Annotated in this window: 20 protein-coding genes; 7 read left to right on the forward strand and 13 right to left on the reverse strand. The window is 60.5% G+C overall.

Annotated features, from left to right (window positions below):
* Positions 1-6: 6 nt before the first annotated feature.
* Both FHT84_RS21375 and FHT84_RS21380 read left to right on the forward strand, forming a co-directional pair.
* A complete protein-coding gene (locus FHT84_RS21375; RefSeq protein ID WP_113249532.1) occupies positions 7-561 on the forward strand; it encodes a MaoC family dehydratase in 555 nt (184 codons plus the stop codon).
* A complete protein-coding gene (locus tag FHT84_RS21380) occupies positions 554-1711 on the forward strand; it encodes a CaiB/BaiF CoA-transferase family protein (RefSeq protein ID WP_113249531.1) in 1158 nt (385 codons plus the stop codon). The genes FHT84_RS21375 and FHT84_RS21380 overlap by 8 nt, the downstream gene beginning before the upstream one ends.
* 141 nt (positions 1712-1852) lie before the next feature.
* Here the strand turns inward: FHT84_RS21380 and tal are convergent, their stop codons facing one another.
* Complete coding sequence (tal, locus tag FHT84_RS21385; RefSeq protein WP_112343216.1) at positions 1853-2818, reverse strand: transaldolase; 966 nt, start codon at positions 2816-2818, stop codon at positions 1853-1855.
* A 501-nt stretch (positions 2819-3319) separates the two neighbouring features.
* Between tal and FHT84_RS21390 the strand changes: the two genes are divergently transcribed.
* Positions 3320-4309 (forward strand): sugar-binding transcriptional regulator, encoded by a 990-nt coding sequence (locus tag FHT84_RS21390; RefSeq protein WP_113249530.1) that lies wholly within the window; start codon positions 3320-3322, stop codon positions 4307-4309.
* A 264-nt stretch (positions 4310-4573) separates the two neighbouring features.
* On the opposite strand, the gene FHT84_RS21395 is transcribed toward FHT84_RS21390, so the two are convergent.
* Positions 4574-5446, reverse strand: coding sequence for a bifunctional helix-turn-helix domain-containing protein/methylated-DNA--[protein]-cysteine S-methyltransferase (locus tag FHT84_RS21395; protein ID WP_113249529.1), 873 nt, complete (start codon positions 5444-5446; stop codon positions 4574-4576).
* A gap of 111 nt (positions 5447-5557) precedes the next feature.
* Positions 5558-6061 (reverse strand): DUF2244 domain-containing protein, encoded by a 504-nt coding sequence (locus FHT84_RS21400; RefSeq protein ID WP_145644570.1) that lies wholly within the window; start codon positions 6059-6061, stop codon positions 5558-5560.
* A gap of 22 nt (positions 6062-6083) precedes the next feature.
* On the opposite strand from FHT84_RS21400, the gene nth reads away from it, so the two are divergent.
* Positions 6084-6863 carry an endonuclease III gene (nth, locus tag FHT84_RS21405; protein WP_145644448.1) on the forward strand — a complete coding sequence of 260 codons (780 nt, stop codon included), beginning with the start codon at positions 6084-6086 and terminating at the stop codon, positions 6861-6863.
* Here nth and FHT84_RS21410 read toward each other — a convergent pair.
* Positions 6860-7582: a sulfate transporter family protein gene (locus FHT84_RS21410; protein ID WP_145644447.1), complete on the reverse strand. Its 723-nt coding sequence runs from the start codon at positions 7580-7582 to the stop codon at positions 6860-6862. The genes nth and FHT84_RS21410 overlap by 4 nt on opposite strands.
* Before the next feature lie 256 nt (positions 7583-7838).
* Between FHT84_RS21410 and FHT84_RS21415 the strand changes: the two genes are divergently transcribed.
* A complete protein-coding gene (locus tag FHT84_RS21415; protein WP_145644446.1) occupies positions 7839-8690 on the forward strand; it encodes a MurR/RpiR family transcriptional regulator in 852 nt (283 codons plus the stop codon).
* 6 nt (positions 8691-8696) lie between these two features.
* On the opposite strand, the gene FHT84_RS21420 is transcribed toward FHT84_RS21415, so the two are convergent.
* The 9 genes from FHT84_RS21420 to FHT84_RS21460 all read right to left on the reverse strand — a co-directional run bounded on the left by FHT84_RS21420 (position 8697) and on the right by FHT84_RS21460 (position 18535).
* Complete coding sequence (locus FHT84_RS21420; RefSeq protein WP_145644445.1) at positions 8697-10280, reverse strand: FGGY-family carbohydrate kinase; 1584 nt, start codon at positions 10278-10280, stop codon at positions 8697-8699.
* Between the two features lie 20 nt (positions 10281-10300).
* Positions 10301-10975, reverse strand: coding sequence for an HAD family hydrolase (locus FHT84_RS21425; RefSeq protein WP_145644444.1), 675 nt, complete (start codon positions 10973-10975; stop codon positions 10301-10303).
* Between the two features lie 98 nt (positions 10976-11073).
* Positions 11074-12555: a mannitol dehydrogenase family protein gene (locus tag FHT84_RS21430; protein WP_183764743.1), complete on the reverse strand. Its 1482-nt coding sequence runs from the start codon at positions 12553-12555 to the stop codon at positions 11074-11076.
* A gap of 151 nt (positions 12556-12706) precedes the next feature.
* On the reverse strand, positions 12707-13705 hold the full coding sequence (locus FHT84_RS21435; protein ID WP_145644442.1) for an ABC transporter ATP-binding protein: 999 nt from the start codon (positions 13703-13705) through the stop codon (positions 12707-12709).
* Between the two features lie 11 nt (positions 13706-13716).
* Entirely contained in the window at positions 13717-14559 is an 843-nt protein-coding gene (locus FHT84_RS21440; protein WP_112343205.1) for a carbohydrate ABC transporter permease, read from the reverse strand.
* A 1-nt stretch (position 14560) separates the two neighbouring features.
* Entirely contained in the window at positions 14561-15433 is an 873-nt protein-coding gene (locus tag FHT84_RS21445) for a sugar ABC transporter permease (protein WP_112343204.1), read from the reverse strand.
* A 146-nt stretch (positions 15434-15579) separates the two neighbouring features.
* The gene (locus FHT84_RS21450; RefSeq protein WP_112343203.1) at positions 15580-16896 is read right to left on the reverse strand and encodes a sugar ABC transporter substrate-binding protein; all 1317 of its coding nucleotides are present in this window, start codon (positions 16894-16896) and stop codon (positions 15580-15582) included.
* 145 nt (positions 16897-17041) lie between these two features.
* Positions 17042-17995 carry a sugar-binding transcriptional regulator gene (locus FHT84_RS21455; RefSeq protein ID WP_145644441.1) on the reverse strand — a complete coding sequence of 318 codons (954 nt, stop codon included), beginning with the start codon at positions 17993-17995 and terminating at the stop codon, positions 17042-17044.
* 84 nt (positions 17996-18079) lie between these two features.
* The gene (locus FHT84_RS21460) at positions 18080-18535 is read right to left on the reverse strand and encodes an RbsD/FucU family protein (protein WP_112343201.1); all 456 of its coding nucleotides are present in this window, start codon (positions 18533-18535) and stop codon (positions 18080-18082) included.
* Between the two features lie 223 nt (positions 18536-18758).
* On the opposite strand from FHT84_RS21460, the gene FHT84_RS21465 reads away from it, so the two are divergent.
* Together FHT84_RS21465 and FHT84_RS21470 are read left to right on the forward strand one after the other, a co-directional pair.
* Positions 18759-19418 (forward strand): response regulator transcription factor, encoded by a 660-nt coding sequence (locus FHT84_RS21465; RefSeq protein ID WP_112343200.1) that lies wholly within the window; start codon positions 18759-18761, stop codon positions 19416-19418.
* Positions 19415-20767 carry an ATP-binding protein gene (locus tag FHT84_RS21470; protein WP_145644440.1) on the forward strand — a complete coding sequence of 451 codons (1353 nt, stop codon included), beginning with the start codon at positions 19415-19417 and terminating at the stop codon, positions 20765-20767. The genes FHT84_RS21465 and FHT84_RS21470 overlap by 4 nt, the downstream gene beginning before the upstream one ends.
* Positions 20768-20809: the final 42 nt, after the last annotated feature.

Genomic DNA, 20809 nt, shown 5'->3' on the forward strand with positions numbered 1-20809 from the left:
GATGTCATGACCGCCACCGTCGGCGTCTCCAGCACCCATCCGAAAACCATGCCGGCCGATCACGCCGAAATCCCCGTTTGGAACGCGGAGAACTGGTTCTATGAGGATTTCGAGATAGGCCACAGGATACGCTCGCTGCGCCGCACGATCTCCGAAGGCGAGTCACAGCAGTTCAACGCGCTCGTCCTTGATATGCATCCTTACGTCAGCGATCAGATCTTCGCCGAAACCGAAGGCCTGTTCGGCAAGCGGCTCGTTGCCGGTGCCTTCGTCTTTTCCGCCGGCCTCGGGCTTGTCGCCACCAATTGCGTCAACGCCTTTTCCTATGGCTACGACAAGCTGCGCTTCATCAAGCCCACCTTCATCGGTGAGACGATATACACCATCCGCACCAATCTGGATAAGCAGCCGAATTATGCCGAGCTCGGCCTGATCCGCTCTTCTTACGAAGTTTTCAAGGGCGAAGGCGAGCTGGTACTCTATTGCGAGCACATCCAGACCGTGCGTTACAGGAACGGTCGGCCGGCGGACGCGCCGCCGCTGAAAGTCCGACATGAATAACGAGCACGAAGAGGGCCTGCTCTCCGGCATCATCGTACTGGATATGAGCCAGTTTCTTGCCGGCCCGATGGCGGCGCTCCGGCTCGGCGATCTCGGCGCGCGCGTCATCAAGATCGAGCGACCCGATGGCGGCGATCTCTGCCGCCGGCTTTATCTGAGCGACACCGAGATCGGCGGCGACTCCACGCTCTTTCACGCCATCAATCGCGGCAAGGAGAGCTTTGCGGTCAATATGAAGGATGAGGGCGATCTGCAGGAACTGCGCGCGCTGATCGCCAAGGCTGACGTCGTCATCCAGAACTTCCGCCCCGGCGTCATCGAAAGGCTTGGCCTCGACTATGCCGCCGTTGCCGCGATCAATCCCCGTGTCGTCTATGGCAGCATCACCGGATACGGCCCCGACAATGAATGGCGACATTTCCCCGGACAGGATCTCCTGGCCCAGGCCCGCTCCGGCGTCATGTGGCTGAATGGCGAGGCGGATGACGGGCCTGTGCCGTTCGGCCTTGCGATCGCCGACATGTTGGCCGGCAATCTCCTGGTCCAGGCCATCCTCGCCGGCCTTGTACGGCGCGGCGTCACCGGCCGCGGCGTACATGTAGAGACGAGCTTGCTGGAGGCGCTGGTCGACTTTCAGTTCGAAGTGCTGACCACGCACCTGAACGACGGAGGCCGCTTGCCGAAGAAATCCGCCGTGCGCAATGCGCACGCCTATCTCGCGGCGCCGTATGGCGTCTATCGCTGCGCCGACGGCTGGCTGGCGATCGCGATGATGCCACTCGCGAAACTCGCGCCGCTGCTCGATCTGCCCGCGCTTGCCGGTTACGCGCCGGATGATGCCTTCCAGCATCGGGACGAGATCAAGAGCATGATCGCCAGCCGCCTGCGCGAAAAGACGGTTCAGCAATGGCTCGCCATTCTGGAACCGGCCGATATCTGGGCGGCGGAGGTGCTGGATTGGCCGAAATTGCTGCAAAGTGCCGCCTTCCGCCAGCTCGATATACTGCAGACGGTAACCCGTGATGACGGCACTTCCCTGCGCACGACGGCTAGCCCCATCCGCGTGAATGGTGTTCGAGCCAAAAATGGGCTAGCGGCGCCGACGATCGGCGGGCAGTCGGAGAAGGTCAGGGCGGAGTTTCTTCGGTAGGCCATCGCGCATTTGTGTGCGCGGCACCTGTGCCGCAAGCGCGAAGTCCCTGACATATCTTCCAAAACAAAAAAGGGCACCGCATCCCTGCGGCACCCCTTCTCTAACAACGCATCTCATAAGAGGGGAAGCCAAGTCGCCTCAAGCGGCAGCGAGCTGCAGCTCCTTGCTGACCATGGTGCGCAGCGCGACCAGGTCCTTGGCGAAGGCGCGGATGCCTTCGGAGAGCTTCTCGGTCGCCATTGCGTCTTCGTTCATCATCCAACGGAAGGTCTTCTCGTCGACGGCGATCTTTTCGACCGACCCCTTGGGCTCCGGCGAGAGCTTGCGCTCCAGCTTGCCTTCGTCCTTGGAGAGCTCGTCGAGCAGGTTCGGGCTGATCGTCAGACGGTCGCAGCCGGCCAGCGCTTCGATTTCGCCGGTGTTGCGGAAGGAGGCGCCCATGACGATCGTCTTGATGTCGTTGGCCTTGTAGTAATGGTAGATGTCGCGCACCGAGATGACGCCCGGATCTTCCTCGGCCGTGTAGTCCTTGCCCGTCGACTTCTTGTACCAGTCGAGGATGCGGCCGACGAAGGGCGAGATCAGGAACGCCTTGGCGTCGGCGCAGGCAATCGCCTGGGCCTTGCTGAAGAGCAGCGTCAGATTGCAGTCGATGCCTTCCTTCTGCAGCACTTCGGCGGCGCGAATGCCTTCCCAGGTGGAGGCGAGCTTGATCAGGATGCGGTCACGCTCGATGCCGCGCTCCTTGTAGGCGGCGATGATGGCGCGGGCCTTGGCAAGCGATGCTTCCGTGTTGAAGGAGAGGTCGGCATCGACTTCGGTGGAGACGCGACCGGGAACGAGGCCGGAGAGCGCTGCGCCGACTGAGATCGCCAGACGGTCGGCAACTGCGGCAACGACGGCTTCGGAGGCGCCGCCCTGCTTCTTGCCCCAGGAAACGGCTTCCTTGATCGCGTCGGCGAACATCGGCGTGCCAAGCGCCTTCAGCACGATGGTCGGGTTGGTGGTGCAATCCACCGGCTTCAGGCGAGCGACTGCCTCGATATCGCCGGTATCGGCCACGACCGTCGTCATGGCGCGGAGTTGATCAAGCTTGGAAGTCATAACAGGTATCCTTGTTGAATGAGGCCCATTTGGATGGGAGATGTCGGGCAGCAGATCCGATCTTTTCGTCGGACGGACTTGAAGGCGTCAGGGATGCAGCCTTCCTTCTCCTATGTTTCGGTAACGGGATAAAAAGCGCGAAAGTTCCATTTCCGGTGAACGGCTGAGCGATGAGGAGACAACCTTCCGAAAACAGGCTTTTCGCCGGCACCGGGCGCCCTATATGGCTCCCTGTCCGGCCTGGCGCTTGCTCGGAGCAGCATCTGCACATTGTCCTCCTCGATTGGACAAGACCGAATTCCTCACCACCGACTATCAGCAATCCCGCACGGAAAAGTCAAGGACATTTGTGCAATTCGATTGACATAAGTTTCACGTCATAGAATATCGGCAGCAGAAGAGCCGATCTCGCCTGCTCCTGTCGTCCGCCATAACAATATTTCGCATTCTGGGCGGATCATGACGTTAAACGGCGCATGCGACAATCCTGCCGGAGGACCCGTGGCCAAACTGAGACGCGGAACCCATACCGCCTATTCGGAAACCTCGTCCCTGAGGCTTCGCGCCGCTTGGCTCTATTACAATCAGGGCCTGACGCAGAAGGACGTTGCCGAACAGCTGGGCATCAGCCGTACCACCGTCATCCGCCTGCTCGACGAGGCCATGCGCCGTGCCGAGGTGCAGATCTGGATCACCGAAGGCATCGATGATTGCGTCGAACTGGCAATCAAGCTCGAGCGCACCTATGGACTCGACGAGGCGATCGTCGTTCCAGAGCCTGCTGGCGGCAACGTGAACGCGCAGGCGAAGAGCGTCGGCCTGGCACTCGGCCAGTTCCTGACGGAGGCCATCCCCGACAATTATACGATCGGCGTCGGCTGGGGCCGGACGATGACGGCTTCGCTCGCAAGCTTCCGCCCGACCCGCCGCGACAATTGCAAGGTGGTTTCCCTGCTTGGCGGCATCGTCGCCGTCCACCAGACAAACCCGATCGACTATACGTGGCGCCTGGCAAGCCAGCTGGGTGCCGAATGCTATATGTTCCTGGCGCCGCTTCTCGTCGACTCCGTCGAGACCAAGCGCAATCTCATCGAGAAATGCGGCCTCGAAGCGATTTACCGGCTGGCGGAAAACCTCGATCTCGCCATCGTCAGCTGCGGCGATATCGGCCCGCAATCGACCTCCTTGTCGGAAGGCTTCATTTCGAAGCGGGAACTGGAAGAGCTGATCGACATGGGCTGCGTCTGCGACACCATGTTCAACTTCCTCGACGCCGAGGGCAATTCCGTCGATCACCCGATCAACAAGCGTGTCATGTCGGTCGATCTCGATACGCTGAAAAAGGCAAAGCACATCGTGATCTCCTCCGGCGGCGCCCACCGCGCCCAGGCGATCAGCGCCACCATCAAGCGCATCGGCTGCAATACGCTGATTACGGATGAGAGCGCTGCCAAGGCGCTGCTGCAGATGGCGATAGCGAAGGCGGCGTGAGCCATGGCATTTGAGTTCGCGGAGGGTGCATACCCCCCTCTGTCGCTGTCGGGACATCTCCCCCACAGGGGGAGATCGTTGGGAGTTTGTGGCTCGCGCTACCGAATGTTCAGCAATTGCAATTTCCGCAGGCGCAATATTTGCTTTGAAGCGAGAGGCCGCCGCGAATTACCAATCTCGCCCCTTGTGGGGGAGATGTCGCGATAGCGACAGAGGGGGGTAGCGCAGGCATGGTAAACTCAGGGCTTCCGAAGGCACACCCCCTCAAGCATCCCCCGCCTCCCATCCCAGCATCGCCCGCTTGCGCGTCAGCCCCCAGTGATATCCCGTGAGTTGACCGTTCTTTCCGAGCGCACGGTGGCAGGGCACGACGAAAGAGATCGGATTGCGGCCGACAGCTGCGCCCACGGCCCGCATCGCCGTCGGCTGGCCAATATCCTTGGCGATGTCGGAATAGGTCACCGCGCGGCCCATCGGGATCTTCAACAGGCTTTCCCAGACCCGAAGCTGGAAATCCGAGCCAATCAATACGACACGCAACGGCTGGTCGCTTGACCAGTTCGAGCGCTCGAAGATGCGGGCCGCATAAGGTGCCGTTGCGTTCGGATCCTCGATGAACTCGGCATTCGGCCAGCGGCAGGTCATGTCGGCGAGGCAAGCCTTCTCATTGCCGGAATCGCTGAAGGCGAGACCGGCAAGGCCGCGATCCGTGACCATGATCAAGGCGAGACCGAAGGGCGAGATGTGGAACGCATAGCGCATCACCAGGCCGCTGCCCCTCGCCTTCCATTCGCCCGGGGACATCGCCTCATGCGTGACGAAAAGATCGTGCAGTCGGCTGGGGCCGGACAAGCCGACCTCGAAGGACGTTTCGAGCAGCGGCAGATCCTCCTTGCGCAGGAGCCGCTTGGCATGATCGAGCGTAACGGCCTGGAGAAACGCCTTGGGCGACAGCCCAGCCCAGCGCGTAAACGTCTTCTGCAGCTGAGTCGGCGACTGGCCGAGCCTTTCGGCGAGCATCTCCAGCGACGGCTGGTCGCGATATTCCTCGGTGATGAGCTCGATAACCTCCCGCACGGTGTCGTAATCGTGACCTTCCGGGGTGATGTCTTTCTTCAGCTGTGCAATCGCATTCATGATCTTTCTCCTTGGAAAGGAGAAAACCACGGCAAGAGGGCTAAAACCACCCGTTTCTTGCCTAAGTGGTCTCTCTGCAAAAATGCGATATCGCCGGTTTGGGTAGGCCGCTCATATCCGTTGTGTCACGGTCGCCAAGGCACGCTTGAAGGCTTTGGCAAAACTCTCACGATCCTCCGGATTGAGGAAGGAGCCGACATCGGTATCGTGGCTCCTGTCGCGGACATGCATCGATACGACCCCGATCTCGCGGTGGCGGCGAACGAGGAAGCGCGTCCAGAACGGATTGAAATCGTGCTCCACCATGCGGCCCGTCGGCGAGAACTTGCGGATGGAAACATTGGTGCGCGATACCGTCACCTCTTCGCGCACGCGACCCGAACGGTAATTCAGCCAGAAGGCGCCATAGAGCAGGAAGAGATCGGCGCCGAAGAAGATGCCGATCGGCCAGGCGCCGCGAAGGATGAACAGGACGCTGTAGACGAGACAGAAGCCGCCCGCCAAGGCCAGCATGACCCTGAACCCCTTTCGCCCCAGCGAGCGATGAGGGAACAATTCGGCAGCGAAGACCGGCCTGTTGCCCTCTGCCGCCCTATCGGCGTTGCGTTCCGTCATAGGAGTTGAGTATAGGTCGTTCATGGCAAATCCCAAGATCAAATCCAGCGCCCAAACCGCGAAAAAGTCAAATGCGACCGCAGGCCGCAAGCCGACCGGAAAGAGCCTCTATTCCAAGGCAGACCTTGAAGAGATCTTCCGCCGCTTCTCCGTCCAGCGGCCGGAGCCGAAGGGCGAGCTGGAGCATGTCAACCCTTTCACGCTCGTCGTCGCCGTGGCGCTATCGGCACAGGCAACCGATGCCGGCGTCAACAAGGCGACGCGCGCCCTCTTCGCCATCGCTGATACGCCGCAGAAGATGCTCGACCTCGGCGAGGAGCGCATCCGCGAATACATCAAGACGATCGGCCTCTACCGTAACAAGGCCAAGAACGTCGTCGCCCTGTCCGAAAAGCTGATCACAGATTTCGGCGGCGAAGTGCCACGAACGCGCGAAGAGCTGATAACCCTGCCCGGCGTTGGCCGAAAGACCGCAAATGTCGTGCTCTCCATGGCTTTCGGCCAGGCGACGATGGCCGTCGATACGCATATTTTCCGCATCGCCAACCGGCTGCTACTGGCGCCCGGCAAGACCCCCGATGAAGTCGAACAGCGGCTGATGAAGATCATTCCTGATCAATATCTCTACCATGCCCACCATTGGCTGATCCTGCATGGCCGCTATGTCTGCAAGGCGCGCAAACCGGAATGCGAACGCTGCGTCATTGCCGACCTCTGTCGCTCGCCGGAAAAGACCTGCGACATACCCGCTCCTCTGATCGAACTTCCGCCCCAGGTCATCGGAGCGGAAGCGGCAGGCTAAGCCTGTCTTGACCGCAGGCCTGTCTCCCTGTGTGAGATCAGCTTGTGCAGGTGCACCATCATGCCCGCTGCAAACAGCGGCGTCAGCAGGTTGAGAAACGGGATCGCCAGAAAGGCGGCAATCACCAGGCCGGCAAGGAAGACCGTCAAAGCGTGCTTGACCCGGAATTCCCGCGCCTCGTCCGGCGAGCGGAAGCGCATGGCGGCGAATTCGAAAAACTCGCGGCCAAGCAAATAGCCGTTCACTAGGAAGAAGGCGACGAGGTTGACGCCCGGAATGAACAGCAGAAACAGCGCCACGATGTTGCCGACGATGACGACGCCGAGAAAACGCACGGAACTCTTCATCGCCGCAACGAGCGGCATCGCCGTTCCGAGCGCATCGCCGGGATAGTCGCGCTTTTCCACAACTTCGGCGACATCATCAAGAAACAGGCCGGCGATCAGTGCCGTCACCGGCGAAATCAGCAGCGCCATCGCCAGAGCCAATGCAATCCCCGCGAAAATGGCAAGGAAGAGCGTAAGCCAGCCCGTCCAGTCGGCCGTCGATGGCATGAAGCCCTGCAGCCAGGGCAGGATGAAGGAATTGAACGCGCCCCGCAGCGCAAACCACAGCGCGACCAGCGCCAGCAAAGTCAGGCCCAGGACCTTCCAGAAAACCTTGCGCGTCTCCGGCGCAAAGAGATTGGCAAGGGAAAGACGCGCAGCAAGAACAATCATTCGGTCGACCTCTTTTGATGGCAAGTGGACACCTAGGAAGTGGTTGCATCAATATCAATATCTCGCGTCGGTGTACGAAATACGTTCAATTAAAAATTTGAATTATTGTAATATATTTTACAGTAATATATCCTGTTCGCCACATTAAGAACAACAATCGAAACAAGACCAGCCGCTCGATTAGATTTGAATGAGCGATTGAACCAGGAATTGGCGCAACCGAACATCGGAAAGACCATCGACGAGGCGTGAAAAATTGGAAGACCTTAGCCAGAAACTTAGACAATATATCAAGATCGGCACTCCTGCCGAACGAAGAATTGCTAAGTATTTCTCAGAGCATCTAAATGAACTACCGTTCGAAACGGCCTCTTCGGTCGCCGACAGGCTGGAGCTCAGCCCAATGACGGTAGGGCGGTTCCTGCGGTCCCTTGGTTATCACGGCCTGGATGGGATCAAGGTGCATCTCAAGGAAAATGCGCCAACGCTTACGTCACAATTGCCTAACATTCTCGAACAGCTTCAGAGGGACGCCAGCGAAGGCCGTCCGCTTGCGGCCCAGATCGCCGAGCAGGTCGAAATGCTGCAGCATATCTACAACCTCGCCGGCCAGCCGCAGTGGCAGGAGGCGACCACGACCATCCTGTCCTCCGACAATGTCTTCGTCGCCGCCCATCCCAGCCTTGCGGGAATTGGGCGTCATTTCTCCGACCGCCTGGCCTTTGCCCGGGATCAGGTCCTGTTTCTCGACGGGGCCAATGGCAGCTATATCGAACTGTTCGGCGAGCGATCCAAAGACGGATTGCTCGTCATCATCGATTCACCGCGCTTTGTTTCGTCCCGCCTGCTCGCCCGCTCCGCGCGCCGGTCCGGATGCAAGGTACTGCTGGTGACAGGCCAGTTTACCGAATGGGCACATGAATTCGCAAACGTCACCCTGTCCCTGCCACCGCAGCGGGCTAACAGCCGCGAAAATCTCACGGCCATGATGTCGCTGCTCGAATATCTGGCCGTCGCCGTCATTCAGGCAGCTGGCGAGACCGCGGAAACCAGAACTCGCCGCATAGAAGAGCTACAAGGCATGTTTGCCCATGCGCCGCTCCGGTAAGCCATTCTATTCCATGGCGTCCAGTTCCGCACGGTGGCGGTACATGGCAAGGAAGCGCCGGTAATCGCGGTCGTAGAATGCCTTCTTTCCCGCGTTTGGAAGCCGTTCGTGACCGCCCGGATACATCGCAGCGCCCGCAGCCCCCAGGCTTTCATAGAGGCCGCAGGAGACGGAAGCGGCGATCGCCGTGCCCAAAAGCACGGTCTCGTTCATTTTCGGGATCACGACCTTGCAGCCCGTCACGTCGGAATAGAGTTCCATGAGCAGCGAATTCTTCACGTGGCCGCCGGCCACGTGCAGCGTGTCGGGCACATAGCCGTAGTCCCGCATCCGCTCCAGGATGTGACGAATGCCGAGCGCAATGCCGACGCTGGTACGCCAGTAGAGCCGGCAGAGACCATCAAAGGAAGCGTCCAGCGTCATGCCGCTGATGACGCCCAATGCATGCGGATCGGCAAGCGGTGACCGATTGCCGTGAAAATCGGGCAGCACATGGATGCGTCCGCCGAGCGAATCGCCCTCCTCCAGCCGCAGTTCGGCGATCCGCCGGACGATGCGGTCATGCAGCGCCGCCGTTGGCGGTCCGCCGGCCGCATGCATGCTGACGATATGATCGAGCAGCGCACCCGTTGCCGACTGTCCGGCCTCGGCAAGCCACATGCCTGGGAAGACCGCCTCGTAATAAGGACCCCACATGCCCGTGCTGCGCTTGCGCTCGCGTGCAAAGGAAACGACGCAGCTCGAGGTTCCGGCAATCAGCGCCAGCTGATGTTCCAACATGCGGGCATCGCCGGCATGGGCGGCAAGCGCACCCAGCGCGCCGGCATAGGCATCGATCAGGCCCGCGCCGACATGACAGGCGCGATCGAGCCCCAGCGCTTCAGCCGCGTCGGCCGTCAATGTGCCGATGCTTCCGCCCACTGCGACACTCTCTTCAGGCAGGCTACCGCGCTCGCACAGGTCGCCAAGGCCGATCACGTTGAGAAAATCGGCCTGCCAGCTCGGCTCGCGATGGGCGAGATAGTTCCATTTCGCCACCAGGGTGGAGCGCGACCGGGCAAGCGAGCCGGTTGCCTTCCATGTCATGAAATCCGCAAGGTCGAAGAAATAACCGGCCTCGGCCCAGCTTTCCGGCAGGTTCTCCTTCAGCCACATCAGTTTGGGCATTTCCATTTCGGGCGACATGAACTCGCCGGAATAATCGAGAACCTCGTGCTTCGTCGCCGTGCAATAATCCGCCTCGGCAAGCGCGCGGTGATCGAGCCAGACGATGGTATCGAATCTCTTCTCGCCACAGGTGGAAACGGTGAGTTGCCCGCCATCGCGATCGCGCACGACCAGCGAACAGGTCGCATCGAAGCCGATCGCTCCGATGGCGGATGCGGCAACGCCGGATGCTTTCACGGCTCCGCGAACCGCGGTGCAGACGGCGGCCCAAATATTTTCGGAATCATGCTCGGCGTGGTTTTCACGCGGGCGATTCATCAGGATCGGATGTTCGCTTTTACCCAGCAGTGAACCGCCCGCGGTGAAGACACCAGCGCGTGCGCTGCCTGTGCCGATATCGACCGCAACCACGTGATCACGCATGCAAAAGAGGTCCCGCCCACTTATGTCTTGTTGCGGACAAGTTGTATCAATTCCGGCATCGCGTCAAACACGACCTCGGGCGAGAGCTGCTCCAGTTCCGCCCGGTAACTCGGCGAATGAGCATGCGAACCACCAGTGAAGGCAAAGACCGTCATGCCGGCCGCGCGGGCTGCCGTGATCCCCGCCGGGCTGTCCTCCACGACGATGCAATCCTTCGGCGGCACGCCCATTTTTTCCGCCGCATAGAGAAAGAGATCCGGCGCGGGCTTGCCGCGCTTGACCATGCTGGCGCTGAAAATATTCGGCTCCAATCTGTCGAGAAGGCCGGTCACGCCGAGCGAGAGACGGATGCGCTCCAGCTGGCTCGATGAGGCGACGCAGCGCGGAAGCTTGAGCACATCCAGTGTCGCTGCAATGCCGTCGATCGGCTTCAGCTCGTGCTTGAAGCGCTCGTAAAGATCGTTGCGGATGCGATCGAGAAATGCCTGGTCGATGAAGACGTCGAACTCCGTCTGCATCGTGTCGACGAGCGTCGCCAGGCTCTTGCCGAGGAAGCGGCTGTAGACATCTTCCTCGCTCATCTCGATGCCGACATCATGCATCGCCTGGATGAGCACACTGACCGACAGCGGCTCGCTGTCGACAAGCACACCATCGCAGTCGAAGATTAGGAGCCCTGTTCCCGCATCCGCCATCACAGATCCAACCTGAATTCTGTTGCTGTCCCGCCGGCTGGAAACCCGGCACGGCAATGGAAAACGGCCGGAACAGGAGAAGTCCGGCCGCTTGAAAATCATTCCGCGAGTTTGTTGTCCAAGTATAGCTGCAGGGTGACGCGGGTACCCTTTTCCCACAGCGTTTTCAGTGCATGCGCGAAGCGCTTGCGGAAGAGATCGGATTTGGCGACATCGCCGAAAATATCATTGAAGACCAGGAAGGCATTCGGATCGTCTTTTGCCTTGAGGGCTGCTGCATGCAGCCGATCCGCGCTGGCATCGTTGAAGACGATCTCCTTGCCGCTGTCGCTCTTGCCGGCGAAATAGCGGCACCAGAGAGCGGAAACGAGTGCGAGACCGACGATATCCTCGCCGCGACGGAGACGGTCGGCTGTCGATGGCAGAATGAATTTCGGCTGGCGGTTGGAGCCGTCCTGCGCCAGACGCGGGATGGTATCGGCGATCTTCGGATTGGAGAAGCGCCGCTCGATCAGCTTGAAGTAATCCGCAAGCACCGTATTCGGTACCGGCGGGATGACGGGGATGATCTCGTCGTTTTCGAGCTTTGCGAGGAAGGCGCGGATCAGCGGCTCTTCCATGGCTTCATGCACGAAATGGATATCCATCAGCGCCGCCGGATAAGCAATCGCCGCATGGCCGCCGTTGAGAATGCGGATCTTCATGTGCTCATAGGGCGTCACGTCGGGAACGAAGGTCACGCCGACGTTTTCCAGCGCCGGACGTCCTGCCGGGAAGTTGTCTTCCAGCACCCATTGCTTGAACTCTTCGCAATACACCGGCCAGTTGTCCTCGATATCGAAGGCTTCTTTCAGCAGGTCGACTTCACGCGCGCCGGTCGCCGGCGTGATGCGGTCGACCATGCCGTTCGGGAAGGCGACGTTCGCGGCGATCCAGTCGGCAAAGGCCGGATCGGAAAGCCGCGCCGTACCGACCACGGCGGCTTTGGTGACGCCGCCATTGTGGGGGATGTTGTCGCAGGACATGACGGTGAAAGGCTGCAGGCCGACCGCGTGGCGCGCCTTGAGACCTGCGACGATCAGGCCGAACACCGTCTTCGGCGCATCCGGGTTCTGCCCGTCGGCCACGATCGCCGGATGGGCGGGATTGAACTTGCCCGAGGCGTCGATGAAGTAGCCGCCTTCGGTGATCGTCATCGAAACAATGCGGATCGTCGGATCGGCAAGCTTGGCGATGATGGCCTTGGCATCGCCGACCGGCAGGATGTCGATCATCGGCGCGGTCACGCGCGCGGCCGTGCGATTATTGTCCTGCTCGACGACGGTCGTCAGAAAATCCTGGGCTGCGAGCTTTTCCCGCATGGCCGCATCGGACGGCAGCACACCCGCACCGATGATCGCCCAGTCATGGGCTTCTCCGGCATTGAAAAGATCGTCGAGATAAACAGCCTGATGGGCGCGATGGAAATTACCGACACCGAAATGCACGATGCCCGCCGAAAGCGATTTCGGATCGTAAGCAGGAATGGCCGCCTTTGCAGCCGCCTGCTGAAGAGTTGCGAGCGATAATTTGCACGTCATGTCTCTGGTCCTTTTGAAGGTCTCTGGCTCCGGACGACTTGGGAAAGCCGCACCGGCTATAGGCTTGCCCGTCCGCGGAGATCGCAGGATGCGGCCCGGGAGAAATGCAATCGGCCATGCTCGCAAAAGCGCACACGGCCCTGACTCGGGTTCAGATCGAAAGCCCCTCGGCATTGAACCGGTGGATATGCGCCTTGTCCGGCGTTAGGTAGACGGTATCGCCAGCCCGAGCCGGAAAATCGCCCGAACCGCGTGCCGTCACCGTGCCGATCCCGTCGACGTCGATGTGCAGGAAGGTGTCGGAGCCGAGATGTTCCGCCACAAGTACCTTGCCCTGCCAGTCGCCAGAGCTGGTCGACAGCACGACATGCTCCGGACGAACGCCGATCGTGTCGCCGCCAAGGCTCTGGGCATAGGCGCCTTTGACGAAATTCATCTTCGGCGAGCCGATGAAGCCGGCGACGAAGAGGTTGCGCGGGCTGCGATAGAGCTCCAGCGGCGAGCCCACCTGCTCGATATTGCCGCGGTTGAGCACGACGATCTTGTCGGCCATGGTCATGGCTTCCACCTGATCGTGCGTCACGTAGACCATCGTCGTCTTCAGCTGCTGGTGCAGCTCGCTGATCTCGAGGCGCATGTTGACGCGCAGCGCTGCGTCCAGGTTCGACAAAGGCTCGTCGAAGAGGAAGGCCGCCGGCTGGCGCACGATGGCGCGGCCGATGGCGACGCGCTGGCGCTGGCCGCCGGAAAGCTGGCGCGGCTTGCGCTCCAGATAATCGGTCAGGTTGAGGACACGCGCGGCATCCGCCACCTTCTTGTCGATCTCCGCCTGCGGCATGCCCGCCATCTTCAGCGGAAAGGCGATGTTCTTGCGCACGCTCATATGCGGATAGAGCGCGTAGGACTGGAACACCATGGCAAGGCCTCGGTCGGATGGCTTCAGATTGGTGCCGTCCTTGCCGTCGATCATGATCTGGCCGCCGGAGACGTCTTCGAGGCCGGCAATCAGGCGCAGCAGCGTGGACTTGCCGCAGCCCGACGGGCCGACGAACACGACGAACTCGCCATTGTCGATCTCGAGGTCGATGGAAGGGATGACCTTGGCTTCGCCGAAGACCTTGGAAACTTGCTTGAGAACAATGCTACCCATGCTTGTCTTCCTTACTTAACCGCGCCGAAGGTGAGGCCGCGAACGAGTTGTTTCTGGCTGAACCAGCCGAGGATCAGGATCGGAGCGATCGCCATGGTCGATGCCGCCGAAAGCTTGGCATAGAACAGGCCCTCCGGACTGGAGTAGGAGGCGATGAAGGTGCTTAGCGGTGCGGCGTCGACCGCGGAGAGATTGAGCGTCCAGAAGGCTTCGTTCCAGGCGAGGATGATGTTGAGCAACATCGTCGAGGCAAGGCCGGGGATCGCCATCGGCGTCAGGACGTAGATGATTTCCTTTGCCAGCGTGGCACCGTCCATGCGGGCGGCTTCGAGGATCTCGCCGGGGATTTCCTTGAAGTAGGTATAGAGCATCCAGACGATGATCGGCAGGTTGATGAGCATCAGGACGATCACCATGCCCAGCCGGCTGGCGAACTGGTTGTTCAGGAGACCGAAGCTCTGGAACAGCAGATAGATCGGGATGAAGGCGCCGACCGGCGGCATCATCTTCGTCGACAGCATCCACATCAGGACATCCTTGGTCCGCTTGGTCGGCGAGAATGCCATGGCCCAGGCGGCAGGTACCGCGACGAGCAGGCCGAGAATGGTCGAACCGAAGGCGATGATGACCGAATTGCCGAAGTGGAGGAAGTAATCCGAGCGCGACTGCACCTCGAAATAATTCTCCAGCGTCCAGTGGAAGAAGAGGAATTGCGGCGGCGAGGCAATCGCATCGCCCTCCGTCTTGAAGCTCGTCAGGATCGTCCACAGGATCGGAAAGAAGATGAGGAGCGCCACGACCCAGGCGGCGAGCGATACGACGATCTTGCGTTGCGTGGTGATCTTGCGTGCCATCTCAAGCCTCCAGATTCTTGCCGACCGCACGCATCAGGAAGATCGCGACGATATTGGCGAGTATGACGGCGATGATGCCGCCCGCCGATGCGCCGCCGACGTCCTGCGACAGAACGATCTGCGAATAGACGAGATAAGTGAGGTTCGTCGTCGCCGTGCCCGGCCCGCCATTGGTGGTGACGAGGATCTCGGCGAAGGCCGACAGCATGAAGATCGTCTCGATCAGGATCACGACGGTGATGGCGCGGGCCAGATGCGGCAGGATGATGTAGATGAACTTCGAAACCGGCCCGGCGCCATCCATCTCGGCGGCTTCCTTCTGCTCCTCATCCAGCGACTGCAGGGCCGTCAGCAGGATAAGCGTCGCGAAAGGCAGCCATTGCCAGGCGATGATGATAATGATCGACAGCAGCGGAACCGTCTCCAGCCAGGTCAGCGGATCGAGCCCGAAAAATTTGAAGAGATGCGCCAGGAGCCCGTTCACCGGGTTCATGAACATGTGCTTCCAGATGAGGGCGGCGACGGTCGGCATCACGAAGAAGGGTGCGAGCACCAGCATGCGCACGATGCCCTGGCCGAAGATCGGCTGATCGAGAAGGAGCGCCAGCGCAATGCCGCCGATGACGGTAATGAGCAGCGCGCCGCCGACAAGCAGCAGCGTCACGATCAGAGAGCTCACAAAGGCCGGGTCGCTGATGAAATATTCGTAGTTGAGCCAGCCGATGAAATCATGCGTGCCGGGGTTCAGCAGATTGTAGTTCAGCGTCGAGAAATAGATCGTCATCACGAGCGGGACGATCATCCAAGCGAAGAGAAGCAGAACCGAAGGCGCCATCATGACGCGGGCGGTGGAACGGGTGTGCAACGTTGCCATGGCAAGTACCGACCTATCTTTTTAAGGAGGGGATGGCCGCGGACCGGCTGAAACAAAAGGGGCCGCCAAGGGCAGTTCGGCGCTCGGCGGCCTAGGGGAAAACAGCGCTCGAGAGGGGGCGCTGCTTTCCTTAGCTTCGAAGGCCCTTACTTCGGATAGCCGGCCTTCTTCATTTCGCGTTCCGTCAGCTGCTGGGCAGCCTTCAGCGCCTGATCGACGGAGATCTGGCCGGCGAGAGCAGCCGAGAACTGCTGGCCGACAGCCGTGCCGATGCCCTGGAATTCAGGAATGGCGACGAACTGGACGCCGACATAGGGAACCGGCTTGACGGTCGGATGCGTCGGATCAGCCGAGTTGATCGAGTCGAGCGTCATCTTCGCGAAAGGCGCGGCCTTCTGGTAGTCCGCATTCGCGTAGAGCGACGTGCGGGTGCCGGGAGGTGCGTTCAGCCAGCCTTCCTTCTGTGCCACAAGGTTGGTGTATTCCTTGCTGGTGGCCCAGGAAATGAACTTCTCCGCCGCTTCGGTCTTCTTCGAGGAAGCCGGAATGGCGAGGTTCCATGCCCAGAGCCAATTGCCGCGCTTGCCGAGGCCCTTATCCGGAGCCAGAGCGAAGCCGACCTTGTCGGCGACCTTCGATTCCTTCGGATCGGAAACGAAGGAGGCTGCAACCGTCGCGTCGATCCACATGCCGCATTTGCCGGACTGGAACAGGGCCAGGTTTTCGTTGAAGCCGTTGGAAGAAGCGCCCGGAGGGCCGGCATCCTTCATGAGCTTGACGTAGAAGCTCAGCGTGTCCTTCCATTCCGGCTGGTCGAACTGTGCCTTCCACTTCTCGTCGAACCAGCGGGCGCCGAACGAATTCGACATGGCCGTCAGGAACGCCATGTTCTCGCCCCAGCCTGCCTTGCCACGAAGGCAGATGCCGTAGACTTCATGGTCCTTGTCGGTGATCTTGCGGGCTGCATCGGCGACGAAGTCCCAGGTCGGGGCGTCCGGCATCTTGAGGCCGGCCTTCTCGAACAGGTCCTTGCGATACATCACCATCGAGCTTTCGCCATAGAACGGTGCTGCATAGAGCTTGCCGTCGGTGGTCAGACCACTGCGAATGGCCGGGAGAAGGTCATCCACCGCATAGTCCTTGTCGGCGGAAAGCTTGTCGAGCGCCGCGAGCCAGCCGAGCTTGCTCCAGATCGGCACTTCGTAGGTGCCGATGGTCAGCACGTCGTACTGGCCGGCCTTGGTAGCGATGTCGGTCGTAACCTTCTGGCGCAATACGTTTTCTTCGAGCGTGACCCATTGCAGGTCGATGCCGGGGTTCTTGGCTTTGAAATCGTCCGTAAGCTTCTGCATACGAACCATGTCGCCGTTATTGACCGTCGCAATGGTGAGGGTTTCTGCGGACGCCAGGCCGGCAAACATCAGCGCCGAGCAGGCGCTCAGCAATAAAGTTTTCAATTTCATATCTTCCTCCCAGAAGACTAAAAATGAGCATTCGCTTTGCTCGTGGGCAATTACTCGCTCATTGCGACAAAATGTCAATGCAGATTCGTTGCTGCATTGCCGAGCAAGAAACCCATCTCTTTGTTTTTATAGAAAAATTTTTTGCTCAATCCCTGAGCAAAAATTCAGCAACTGCCTCGTCGGTGATCAACCCGTTGATTTGCCGGCCAATAACCGCAGCCTTGATCGCCTCGAACTTGCGTCTTCCCTTGGCGATTCCAATGACGGAACAGGTGTCCCGGGACGGGATCGGCGCGCTGGCGACGCGATCGTTGACATCATCAGGCATGAGCTTGCCATCGCCATCGAAAAGCCAGCCGCAGATCTCGCCGGCAGCGCCGCGGTTCATGAGCGCCAGCATCTCCTCTCTCTCGAGGAAGCCATCGAGACAGAGCGGCGCTTCGATGCCCATCTCACCGATACCGACGAAGGTCACATCGGCCTGGGCGCTGATATCCAGCGTCGAGCGTACCAGCGCCTGCGCATGCAAGAGTTCGCGTTCTTCGGCCGACGATACCAGCACCGGCAGCGGCATCGGAAAATGTCGCGCCTTGACGACGTCGGCCATGCTGAAAATGACGTTGTAATAGGCGGCTGAACCATCCGGGCCGATATTGCCGGTCAACGACACCACCCGGTGCTGCAGACATTCGATGGCCGGCAGTTGGTCGACCGCGGCCTTCAGCGTGCGCCCCGTGCCGATCGCCAATACGATCGGATCGCTACGCCGCAGCCAGCGCTCGATTTCGGCTGCCCCGGCTTCGGCGATGCCGATGGTAGACGATGTGCTATCCGGATCGCTCGGCACGACATCGACATGACGAAGACCGAATTTTGCTTTCAGCGCCGCAGCATATTCCAGGCAGGCGGCGATCGGGTGATCCAGCCGCACCTTGATCAACCGTTCAGCAACGGCGAGCGATACCAGACGCTGCGCCGATTGGCGAGAGATTCCCATTGCGACCGCAATCTCGTCCTGAGTCCGGCCGGCAACGTAATAGAGCCATCCGGCTCGTGCCGCATCGTCAAGCCGCCCCTGGGAATCCAGCTTTCTCGCCATCGCATTCCTTTATCGAAACAGCGCCCGATCCTCGGCACTTATGCTCGCGATCCGGGCCAGGTGATCCGGACCGACCGTGCCGGATCACTCAGCTTCCGGCGGAATGACGCCCTTGGTCAAGGTGAAACAACCGTAGAAACGGCGTTCGCCGGTCTGAATGACGCAATAGGCATCCTTGGCGCGCTCATAGAAGGCGTAGCGTTCGACCGGCGTCAGCGGCCAATGCTTGCCCTCGGCCTTGTCGATCGCAGCCTGCACCTCGCGCTGCACCTGCGGCACCTCGTCGGGCGCACCGACCACTTCCATGCGCGTTGCGGCATCGTCGATGAACGTGTCGAGCGGCATCAATGACAATATCGCGGCAACCGCGTCGGCGGCCGGCACGTTGTCGATGCGCAGCAGCTCGCCCAGAACCGTCTGGCTTGCGATGGCTTCGGCGGGGAAATTCGTATCGACCACGACGAGCATGTCGCCATGTCCCATCGATTTCAGCGCATAGAGCACATCCGCATTCAACAGCGGCGAAATTCCCTTCAGCATGACCGAGCATCCTCCAATGACCTGTGCAGCCATCCTGCGGCCGCTTCGTTCTCCGCGCAAACAAGTAACCATCACGTTCCTGTCTGTCCATAGGCACCGGGACCGTTTTCGGCGGATGGATACCCGAAGAACTGTGCATCCAGGCTTGGCTTATTTCGGCCGTTATTGACCCGATAGCTTCGTCGGCATTAACTGAAGCGCGTTCAATGGTTGCGAGGTGCAAGTGCGCATTCTTCTGGTAGAGGACGATGACACGATCGGCAGCGCGGTTCGCGACCATATCGCGGCAGGCCCGCACGCTGTGGACTGGGTCAGGAATCTCACCGATGCCGATGAGGTTACCAGCGCCGTGCAGTATGGCCTTGTCCTTTTGGATCTGCAGCTTCCCGATGGCAGCGGCATCGATTTTCTGAAGCGGCTGCGCCGCAGGCCAGACGAAACGCCCGTCATCATCCTCACGGCGCGCGACCAGATTTCCGATCGCATCGAGGGATTGAACAGCGGCGCCGACGACTATCTCGTCAAGCCGTTCAATCTCGGCGAGCTCACGGCCCGCATCCTGGCGGTAGCCCGCCGCTATACCGGCAGCCCGCAGCCGACCATCCGCTTTGCCGATCTTGAAATCGACCAGCCGCAACGGCGCGTCCGGCTGGAGGGCAAGGATGTGGTGCTGACAGGGCGCGAATGGGCCGTGCTCGATCTGCTGGTTGCAAGGCCCGGCGCCATCGTCTCGAAAGACAAGATAGAGGAAGCACTCTATGCCTTCGGCTCCGAGATAGAAAGCAATACGGTGGAAGTCTATATCAGCCGTCTGCGCAAGAAGATCGGCAGGGACCGGATCCGGACGGCACGCGGCGTCGGCTATTGCCTGGGTGAGCGATGACACAGCAGAAAGGCCCAAGCCGCGCCAGCATCACCCGTCGCCTGATCGCGGCACTCACCGGGACCGTCGTCGTCTTCTGGCTGATTGCAGTCGGTATCGGCGTCTACGTGGTCAACAAGGAGCTTTCCGAGACCTTCGACGGCGCGCTGCAGGAAACCGCCGAACGGCTGATGCCCCTGGTGCTGGACGATCTCGCCAATCGCGACCATTCGGGCGACCCGCAAAGCCTGGAAGAGCTCAACAAGGGGCTGAACCGCGAATATCTGACCTATCAGGTGCTGGATGCGAACGGCAAGGTCATCCTTCATTCCCACGATGCCCCGGCAACCGCCTATGACGTACCGCTGAAAATCGGCTTCCACAATACGCCGCGATACCGGATCTATACGGAATCATCGGCCGACGGCACGATCTTCCTGCATGTCGCGGATGCCTTCAAGAATCGCCGCGAAGCATCCCGCGAAAGCGGCGTCGCATTGCTTTGGCCGCTGCTTGCCCTCATTCCCGCGAGCATCGTCGCCATCGGTTTCGTCGTCGGTCGGTCGCTGCGGCCCATCGACCGCCTGCGATCGCAGATTGCCACAAAGGACAGCGGCAACATGGCGCCATTGGACAGCGAGACGCTGCCGCGTGAGCTGCAGCCGATCGCGCGCTCCGTCAATCTCCTGCTCGACCGCCTGCGCCTGGCGCTCGAAGCCGAACGGGAATTCACCGCCAACAGCGCCCATGAGCTGCGCACCCCGATCGCGGGCGCGCTCGCCCAGACGCAGCGCCTGATCGCCGAACTGCCTGAGGGCCCTCTGACCGACCGCGCCGGCCGCATCGAGACATCGCTTTCCAATCTGGGGCGACTGGCGGAAAAGCTGCTGCAGCTCTCCCGCGCTCAAGCCGGCATCGGTACGGGCGATAAACCGGCCGATCTGGTGGCCATCATCGAAACCGTCATTGGCGATTATGACCGGGACACCGGCACGGCCGGCCGCGTCCAGCTGGAAAATGAAGCAAAGGCGAAACTGATCCGCAATGTCGATATCGACGCCTTTGCCATCGTCGTGCGCAATCTTATCGAAAATGCTTTGATCCATGGTTCGGACGATGACGACGTGACGGTCCAGGTCGATGATCGCGCCATTCGCGTCATCAATGGTGGCACCGTGCTTTCCGCCAATGAACTTGCTGGCCTGAAGAAGCGTTTTCGGCGCGGCAAGACGAAAGCGGCAGGCTCCGGCCTCGGCCTCTCGATCGTCGAGCGTATCGTCGAGCAGATCGGCGGACATCTCGACCTGCTGTCACCCGCGACAGGCAAGACCGATGGCTTCGAAGCCAGGATCACGCTGCCGGCCGATTGACGATGGCGCAGCCGGCAAGGATTGATCTTGCAAAGACCGGCA

This window comes from Rhizobium sp. BK289, from assembly GCF_014193575.1.
Classification (GTDB): Bacteria; Pseudomonadota; Alphaproteobacteria; order Rhizobiales; family Rhizobiaceae; genus Rhizobium; species Rhizobium tropici_C.